Origin of the sequence: Pueribacillus sp. YX66, assembly GCF_041725775.1 — a bacterium.
Classification (GTDB): domain Bacteria; phylum Bacillota; class Bacilli; order Bacillales; family UBA6769; genus Pueribacillus.
On the sequence record NZ_JBEUEL010000035.1, the window covers coordinates 22,618 to 30,333 of the forward strand.

Genomic DNA, 7,716 nt, shown 5'->3' on the forward strand with positions numbered 1-7,716 from the left:
ACAGAAAATAATAGGAAATTCATCTAAATATCCATACCAAAGGAGGAGTAATAATGAATAACAATGGAAATGAAGAGAATCAACACAACCACAATAGGCATAGAGAACATGACCATCATAATCACAAACAACATGAGAAACAAGAACATCGCAGTCATCAACATCACAATCATGAACATGAAGATATGCATGGTCATCACAAACATGGACATGAAGAACACAAAAATCACGACCACAGTCATGGACATAGTGGGCATCATGGTGGACATGGTGGACACGGCGGACATCACGAACATATGGTAGAAGATTTTAAGAAACGTTTTTGGATATCCCTAGTTTTATCAATTCCTATTTTATACTTGTCTCCAATGATTCAAATGCTGATTGGATATGAAGTAAATTTCACAGGTGATACCCTTTTACTTTTCTTGCTTTCCACGATTGTCTTTTTCTATGGTGGAAAACCATTTTTACTTGGTGCATGGGATGAGTTAAAAGAGAAATCGCCTGCAATGATGATGTTAATTTCTTTAGCTATCATCGCCGCTTATGTATATAGCACACTGACAGCATTCTTTATCGAAGGCAGCGACTTCTTCTTTGAATTAGCTACTCTTATTGTAATTATGTTGTTAGGACATTGGATAGAAATGAAATCCCTGATGGGTGCTTCAAAGGCACTGGAAGAGCTAATCAAGTTAATGCCAAAAGAAGCCCATAAACTGGACAAATCCGGAAATATTGTTGAGGTAACAGTCGAAGATTTACAACCGGGTGACCTGATTTTAGTTAAATCGGGTGAAAAGATTCCAATTGATGGTGAAATTTACGAAGGAGAATCTACCGTCGATGAGTCTATGCTTACAGGAGAATCTGTCCCTGTTGAAAAAGGACCCGGAATGGAAGCGATAGGTGGTTCCGTCAATGGTGATGGTGTATTAAAAGTTAAGGTAAGTAAAACAGGAAATGACACCTACCTATCCCAAGTTATTAAATTGGTAAGCGATGCAGAAAAATCAAAATCAAAGGCCCAAGGCTTTGCGGATATTGCTGCTAAATGGTTATTCTATGTTGCTCTTGTAGTAGGGATTATAACCTTTGCAGTTTGGTGGACTAACGGGGATTTAGATTTTGCTTTGGAACGAATGGTTACCGTTTTAATTATTGCTTGTCCACATGCACTTGGTTTGGCAACACCACTAGTAACAACTAGATCTACTTCCATTGCAGCTAAAAACGGCTTGTTAATTCGAAATAGAGTAGCATTTGAAAGTGCATTTAAATTGGACCGCGTGGTGTTTGACAAAACAGGAACACTTACGGAAGGTAATTTTGGTGTTACAGATATCCATCCAAGTGAGGGAATTAGTGAAGAAGAATTATTGAAATTAGCCTATTCTGTTGAAACACAATCAGACCATCCAATTGCTAAAGGAATTGTGAAAGAAGGAAATGATCGTAATTTAACCCCCCTTGATGTTAAGGATTATCAGAATTTAACTGGGAAAGGGTTAGTAGCTAAAATCGGTGATGCAGAAATTGCTGTTATTAGTCCCGGTGCTATGAAAGCAAATAAAATTTCTTTTGATGAAAAAATTTATGACCAACTGGCTTTACAAGGGAAAACAGTCGTATTTGTTCTTAAAGATAATGTCTTACAAGGAATGATAGCCCTAGCTGATATCATCCGTGAATCTTCTTATAAAGTTATTAAAGAATTAAATGACCGTGGCATAGAGACGGTTATGATGACTGGTGACAACACACGTGTAGCAAATTATGTAGGAGAAAAATTAGGTATTTCCAAAGTCATCGCTGAAGTACTTCCCCATGAGAAATCAAATAATGTGAAGTATTTAAAACAAAATGGAAAAAAAGTGGCGATGATTGGAGATGGAATTAATGATGCCCCCGCCTTAGCGGAAGCTGATTTGGGAATTGCTATTGGTGCAGGTACAGACGTTGCGATTGAAACAGCTGATGTCATACTAGTTAACAGTAATCCAGTAGACATTTTAAATATCATTAAATTGTCTAAGGCAAGTCGCAGGAAAATGGTTCAAAATTTAGGATGGGCTGCTGGGTATAACATTGTTGCTATTCCTTTAGCTGCAGGTGTATTGTACAATGTTGGGTTTGTCATAACCCCTGCCGTCGGAGCCGCAGTTATGTCACTCAGTACTATTATTTGTGCAATAAACGCTCAATTATTAAAAATCGATTAATAGAAACAAATAGTTTATGTTTGGCTAAGCATGTATGGTATTGCTTAGCCTTTTATTTTTCTGTAGGTAAATTCTGTTCATAAATAGTACAAAGAATCTGCTTAATTTCTGCAAACTTGTAACGTAATCTAACAGAGAGTGTCTTTAGATAATACCACCGTTATACTATATTTCCTATAAGGAGTGATACATACTTATGAGTTTGGAGGAAACGAAAAAGAAGAAGAAAAATAAAAGGAAAAACAGATTAATTTTTAGAACTTCTATATTAATTGTAATGGTTGGAGCTATTATATTTGCATTAGTGTCTAATATACAAGCGGATAAAACCATTTATCAAGTCGGAGATGAAGCACCTGACTTTGAATTAAAGCAAATTAATAAAAATAATGAATTAGAAACTATACGACTAAGTGATTTTAAAGGGCAAGGTATTATGCTGAACTTTTGGGGTACTTGGTGTAAACCGTGTGAAGAAGAAATGCCTTACATGCAAGAGCTTTATCCCGTATATAAAGAAAAAGGAATTGAAATCATTGCAGTTAGTTTGGATAATACAGAATTGGTTGTAGATCGATTTATTGATAAATATGATCTAACCTTTCCAATTCCCCATGATAAAACAGGAGAAGTCAGGGATTTATACAAAATAGGACCAATTCCAAGTTCCATATTCATTAATCCGGATGGGGAAATTCAAAGGATTGTAAATGGGGCCTTATCATTAGAAAGTTTGGAGAGTTACTTTAAAGAAATATTACCAAAACAATAGACCGCAATTTTCTAATAAAGGGGGATAAAATTTTTGAATGAAATAAATATATTTCTAGCTTTTGGTGCTGGTTTCCTTTCTTTTATTTCACCGTGTGTATTACCACTATATCCGGCATTTTTATCTTATATTACCGGAATGAGCGTAAGTGAGATAAATGAAGAAAATAAAAAAATGAATAAAAAAGCTCTTTTACATACCGTTCTATTTTTACTAGGGTTCTCAAGCATTTTTATTATAATTGGTTTTACCACCTCTTATATATCGGAATTCCTATTAACCTACCAAGATGCCATTAGACAAATTGGTGCTATTTTAATTATTTTCTTTGGACTAGTGATTGTTGGAATTTTTAATTTTAAATTTCTAATGAAGAATAAAAAAATCACATTCAAAAATCGTCCCGGCGGTTATGTTGGTTCTTTCATCATAGGAATGGCATTCTCTTTGGGATGGACTCCTTGTACCGGTCCAATACTAGCTATTGTGTTATCATTAGCTGCAACAAATCCTGATGTTGGTATGATTATGATGATTAGTTATGTTTTAGGTTTTTCGATCCCATTTCTATTATTAGCATTGTTTATTGGTAAAATTAAATGGATTAAAAAACATAGCCTAAAATTAATTAAAATTGGTGGATACATTATGATTTTCATGGGAGTAGCACTATTCTTTGATTGGTTGACGAAATTAACTTCCTTCTTAGCTGGATGGTTTGGTTTTTATGGATTTTAAAATATATTTTCCATAATTTATCTATTACATCTGCACGAATAATGCATATTTGAACATTATAATTTGTCTTGTAGATTTTGTTACAATGTAGAATATCGTTTGTTTTACATGGTAGTATATATTAAGATTTAACAAATTAGATGAAAGAGGAGTCGAACAATATATGAAAAAAGGATTATTGGCAGTAATTGGATTATTACTTATTTTAATAGTTGCTGCTTGTAGTGAAAGCGAAAGTGCATCAAATGAAAAAGAACCACAAGATATCAAGAAAATGGTCCAAGAATACAGTGTCGGGGATTCTGGTGATGTGTCTGCTTCTATTACTTCAGAAGAGCTGATTGTAACTGATAGTGATGGTAAAGAGACTACCTACGATCTTCCCGAAGATGAATTTTTTGTTTCCATCGCACCATTTGTTGAGACAACACACCCTTGTACTAATCACAGCTTAACAGGTTGCCAAGGAGAATTAGTGGAAAAAGAATTTGATGTTTATATTCAAGATGAAGATGGTAATGTGGTTGTTGATGAAACTATGACATCATTCGAAAATGGATTCATTGACTTTTGGTTGCCACGTGACAAAACATATAACGTGAAGATTCAATATGATGGAAAAACAGCTGAATCTGAGATTTCCACTTTTGAAGGTGACAATACTTGTATAACAACAATGCAATTAATCTAGTATTATTACCTCGTGATACTATTTAAAAAATAGAATAAAGATTATTTGGAAAAATTATATGGTTTTATAATATTTTCATTAGAATCGAGTGTTTTTAGATAAAGCACTCGATTCTTTTTTGCTAAATTTTACTATTTAGGATTCTTTCTTTGGCTCCCTTTTATCCTTATTACTACTGACTGTAAACGAACTAAGTTATAGATTAATACCTGATAATCAAATAATACAGAAAATAAAATTCACACTATGATTGAAGCACCCTTGTTGGATAAAAAATTATATCAAGGGGGATAGTAAAATTTGTACTTAATCTTGAATCAAAGGAGGATTTTCAGATGGCCGTGTCTTATGAAGAATGTATTAAAGCTTGTTTAGAATGTATGGAAGCTTGTAATGGGTGTTATGATGCTTGTTTAAAAGAAGAGAATGTAAAAATGATGGCGGATTGCATCCGCTATAATAGGGAATGTGCTGACATTTGCGCATTAGCAGCAAAAGCAATGCAATCGGATAGCCCTTTTGCTAAGCAGATTTGTAAGCTTTGTGCTGACATTTGCGAAGCATGTGGAAAAATGTGTGAACAACATAACCATGCTAATCATTGCAAGGAATGTGCGGAATCTTGTTTTAAATGTGCAGAGATTTGCCGAACAATGGCATCTTAAAAATAAAAACGGCAAAATTAGGTCTAGCAAGGTCAGTTTAGGAAAAGAAAAATAAAAATAGAGAAGCTAATAGCAATTATTTGGCTTCTCTATTGTTATAACAAGGATAGGGAGGTTATCAATACGAATTTAACATCGAAATTGGTATGTAAATTAGCAACCGTCTAATAATCAAATTCACGCTACATCCTTTGTTATTTTACTTGCTAATAACATGCTGTTTTCGTACAAGAAAAGGACGATTATTCTACTAAATAGATTAATCACCCTTCCGTATTTTAACTTCCGTTTTCAATTGTCTTCTTCAACTAAAGCACCATAGTTTAAGTATATTTATCGCATTTATCCTGCACAACAAGATAATTTCGCCACATCTTTATCAAATGTAAGAGCAGTTAGTCTTAATCCTTCTGCCATTGTTAAATATGGTGCAAGACTATCTTTTAAATCCTCCACAGTTAAACCAAACTTAACTACTAGAGAAGCTGCATAAATCACATCACCTGCATTTTCAGATACAATATGAACTCCGAGAACTTTTAATGTTTTAGCATCAGCAACAATCTTAAATACACCTGTCGTTTCATGGTTTACTAATGCTCTTGGAACGGCATCTAAAGATAATAGAGATGTTTTTACATCATAGCCCTGTTCTTTTGCTTGTTCTTCTGTTAAACCAACTGTTGCAATGGAAGGTTTTATAAACGTGACAGTAGGAACAACTGATAAATCTAATCTTTTATTTAACCCACCAATCGCATTATCAGCAACAACTCCACCTTCATAGGCTGCTACATACACAAATTGCGGCCCTAATGTTACATCTCCTGCTGCATAAATCTTTTCGTTACTAGTTCTAGCATAATCATTTATCAGGATTTCGTTTCTTTTTCCGACTTTAACCCCTGCTGCACTTAGATTTAAAGTGTCCGTATTTGGTTTTCTTCCAGTTGCAATAAGTAATTGATCGGATTCTACGACATTATCTTTGCCATTCACCGTTACATAAACCTTTTTCACCTCACCAACTTGTTCTATACGTTCATAAGTTGCTCCTGTTACAAGGTTTATACCTTGTTCTGTCAATACTTTTTCTACGGCTTCTGAAATCTCTGGATCATATTCTTTTAAAAGACGCTCACTTCTCTGTATAAGCGTTACTTCTGAACCTAAATTATGAAACAGTTGCCCAAGTTCCAATCCGATATAGCCTGAACCAATAACCGTTAATCGTTTAGGCATCTTTTTTAATTCGAGTAGTGTTGTACTTGTTAGATAATTCACTTCTTCAAGTCCTGAAATCGTTGGTATAGATGGCGAAGCACCTGTTGCAATTAAAAATCGTTTTGCAGAAAGTTTCCTCCCATTTACCTCAACTGTATTTTCATCAAAAAACTTAGCTTCACCTTTTATTAAATTAATGCCATATTCATCAATTAAATCTATATATTTTTGATTACGAAGTTTGCTAACTAATTCATCCTTTTGGTTCACCAAAGAGGATAAATCGACTTCCCCTGCAGATGTTTGTAAACCTGTGAACGGATTTTCTTTTGCGAAATGATTGATTTCCCCTGCTCTTAGAAGTGTTTTTGATGGAACGCAGCCAATATTTACACAAGTTCCTCCAACTATTTCGCGTTCAATTATTCCCACTTTTGCACCATATTCTATTGATTTAATGGCGGCAGAAAAGGCAGCCCCACCTGAACCGATAATTAGTAAATCATAATCATCTTTGTTGTGTAACTCAAAGCTTTTCAAGTCCAGCAATGAAATTTCTTCTATTTCTTCTGGTTGATAATTAGCTTGCTTAATTGCCTGTCTTACACTTTCAGCATTAATATCATCTGGTAATTCAAAAACCGATTCGCCACGCTGAAAAATGGTTTCGATATTTTTAGCACCTATTCCATTTAATGCAGTATCAATTTGTTGTTCACATCCTGTACAAGTCATTCCATTGATTTTAACCTGATATTTTTTCATTATTTATCCCTCCACTACCATCTTTAGATTCAACAGTATTTTCAATCAAAAATTAATGATTCAATAATAGGACATTGATATAATGCTTTTTGATCTGGACATCGACTCTTTAAGTCCTTTAACATTGACCCAATACGCTTTAAGTCTGCAATTTGTTCTTGAATTTCTATTTCCTTTTTTGATACAAATTCAAATATATTTTTGCAACGAATTTCATCATTATCGACAACACCAAGTAATTTATAAATTTCACTCAATGAAAATCCCAAGTCTTGCAGTCTTTTGATAAATTTTACCCGCTTAATATCATCATCCGAATAGATCCTATAACCTGCATTGGTTCGGGAAGGTTCTCTTAGTAATGATTTTTTTTCGTAATATCTTATTGTTTCTTTATTTACACCACATTTCTCTGCAAATACACTAATTTGGTAACTCAAATTATTCACCTCTATAAATATAATAAACCGTGTACCTTAGTACACGGTCAAGTATAATATTAGGTTTCTCTTCTTCAAGTATTCTGCCCGTTTAAGTAAGTAATATATTTACAAACTCTCACTAGTGTTGCATAAATAAGATCAGAAAATTCTATTTATTATCATTCTCTCGTCAGAGCCAAAAAAGGAAAACCTG

Annotated in this window: 7 protein-coding genes; 5 read left to right on the forward strand and 2 right to left on the reverse strand. The window is 33.9% G+C overall.

Features of this window, described 5'->3' with window-relative positions:
* Positions 1 to 53 precede the first annotated feature (53 nt).
* From ABU914_RS13050 to ABU914_RS13070, 5 genes are all read left to right on the forward strand, one after another.
* On the forward strand, positions 54 to 2,225 hold the full coding sequence (locus tag ABU914_RS13050; RefSeq protein ID WP_062351109.1) for a copper-translocating P-type ATPase: 2,172 nt from the start codon (positions 54 to 56) through the stop codon (positions 2,223 to 2,225).
* Between the two features lie 196 nt (positions 2,226 to 2,421).
* Entirely contained in the window at positions 2,422 to 2,997 is a 576-nt protein-coding gene (resA, locus tag ABU914_RS13055; protein WP_040047918.1) for a thiol-disulfide oxidoreductase ResA, read from the forward strand.
* A 33-nt stretch (positions 2,998 to 3,030) separates the two neighbouring features.
* Positions 3,031 to 3,735 carry a cytochrome c biogenesis CcdA family protein gene (locus tag ABU914_RS13060; RefSeq protein WP_379670155.1) on the forward strand — a complete coding sequence of 235 codons (705 nt, stop codon included), beginning with the start codon at positions 3,031 to 3,033 and terminating at the stop codon, positions 3,733 to 3,735.
* 163 nt (positions 3,736 to 3,898) lie between these two features.
* Positions 3,899 to 4,426 (forward strand): CueP family metal-binding protein, encoded by a 528-nt coding sequence (locus ABU914_RS13065; protein WP_062351106.1) that lies wholly within the window; start codon positions 3,899 to 3,901, stop codon positions 4,424 to 4,426.
* A 335-nt stretch (positions 4,427 to 4,761) separates the two neighbouring features.
* The gene (locus tag ABU914_RS13070) at positions 4,762 to 5,091 is read left to right on the forward strand and encodes a four-helix bundle copper-binding protein (RefSeq protein ID WP_062351103.1); all 330 of its coding nucleotides are present in this window, start codon (positions 4,762 to 4,764) and stop codon (positions 5,089 to 5,091) included.
* A gap of 342 nt (positions 5,092 to 5,433) precedes the next feature.
* Here ABU914_RS13070 and merA read toward each other — a convergent pair whose 3' ends face one another.
* Together merA and merR are read right to left on the reverse strand one after the other, a co-directional pair.
* The gene (gene merA / locus ABU914_RS13075) at positions 5,434 to 7,080 is read right to left on the reverse strand and encodes a mercury(II) reductase (RefSeq protein ID WP_062351100.1); all 1,647 of its coding nucleotides are present in this window, start codon (positions 7,078 to 7,080) and stop codon (positions 5,434 to 5,436) included.
* Between the two features lie 41 nt (positions 7,081 to 7,121).
* Positions 7,122 to 7,520, reverse strand: coding sequence for a mercury resistance transcriptional regulator MerR (gene merR / locus ABU914_RS13080; protein WP_062351096.1), 399 nt, complete (start codon positions 7,518 to 7,520; stop codon positions 7,122 to 7,124).
* Between the last annotated feature and the right edge of the window lie 196 nt (positions 7,521 to 7,716).

What these genes read in the sequence shown, in the direction of transcription:
- ABU914_RS13050 (WP_062351109.1), top strand. Translation starts at nt 54, where the DNA reads ATGAATAACAATGGAAATGAAGAGAATCAACACAACCACAATAGGCAT.
- resA (WP_040047918.1), top strand. Translation starts at nt 2,422, where the DNA reads ATGAGTTTGGAGGAAACGAAAAAGAAGAAGAAAAATAAAAGGAAAAAC.
- ABU914_RS13065 (WP_062351106.1), top strand. Translation starts at nt 3,899, where the DNA reads ATGAAAAAAGGATTATTGGCAGTAATTGGATTATTACTTATTTTAATA.
- ABU914_RS13070 (WP_062351103.1), top strand. Translation starts at nt 4,762, where the DNA reads ATGGCCGTGTCTTATGAAGAATGTATTAAAGCTTGTTTAGAATGTATG.
- merA (WP_062351100.1), bottom strand. Translation starts at nt 7,080, where the DNA reads ATGAAAAAATATCAGGTTAAAATCAATGGAATGACTTGTACAGGATGT.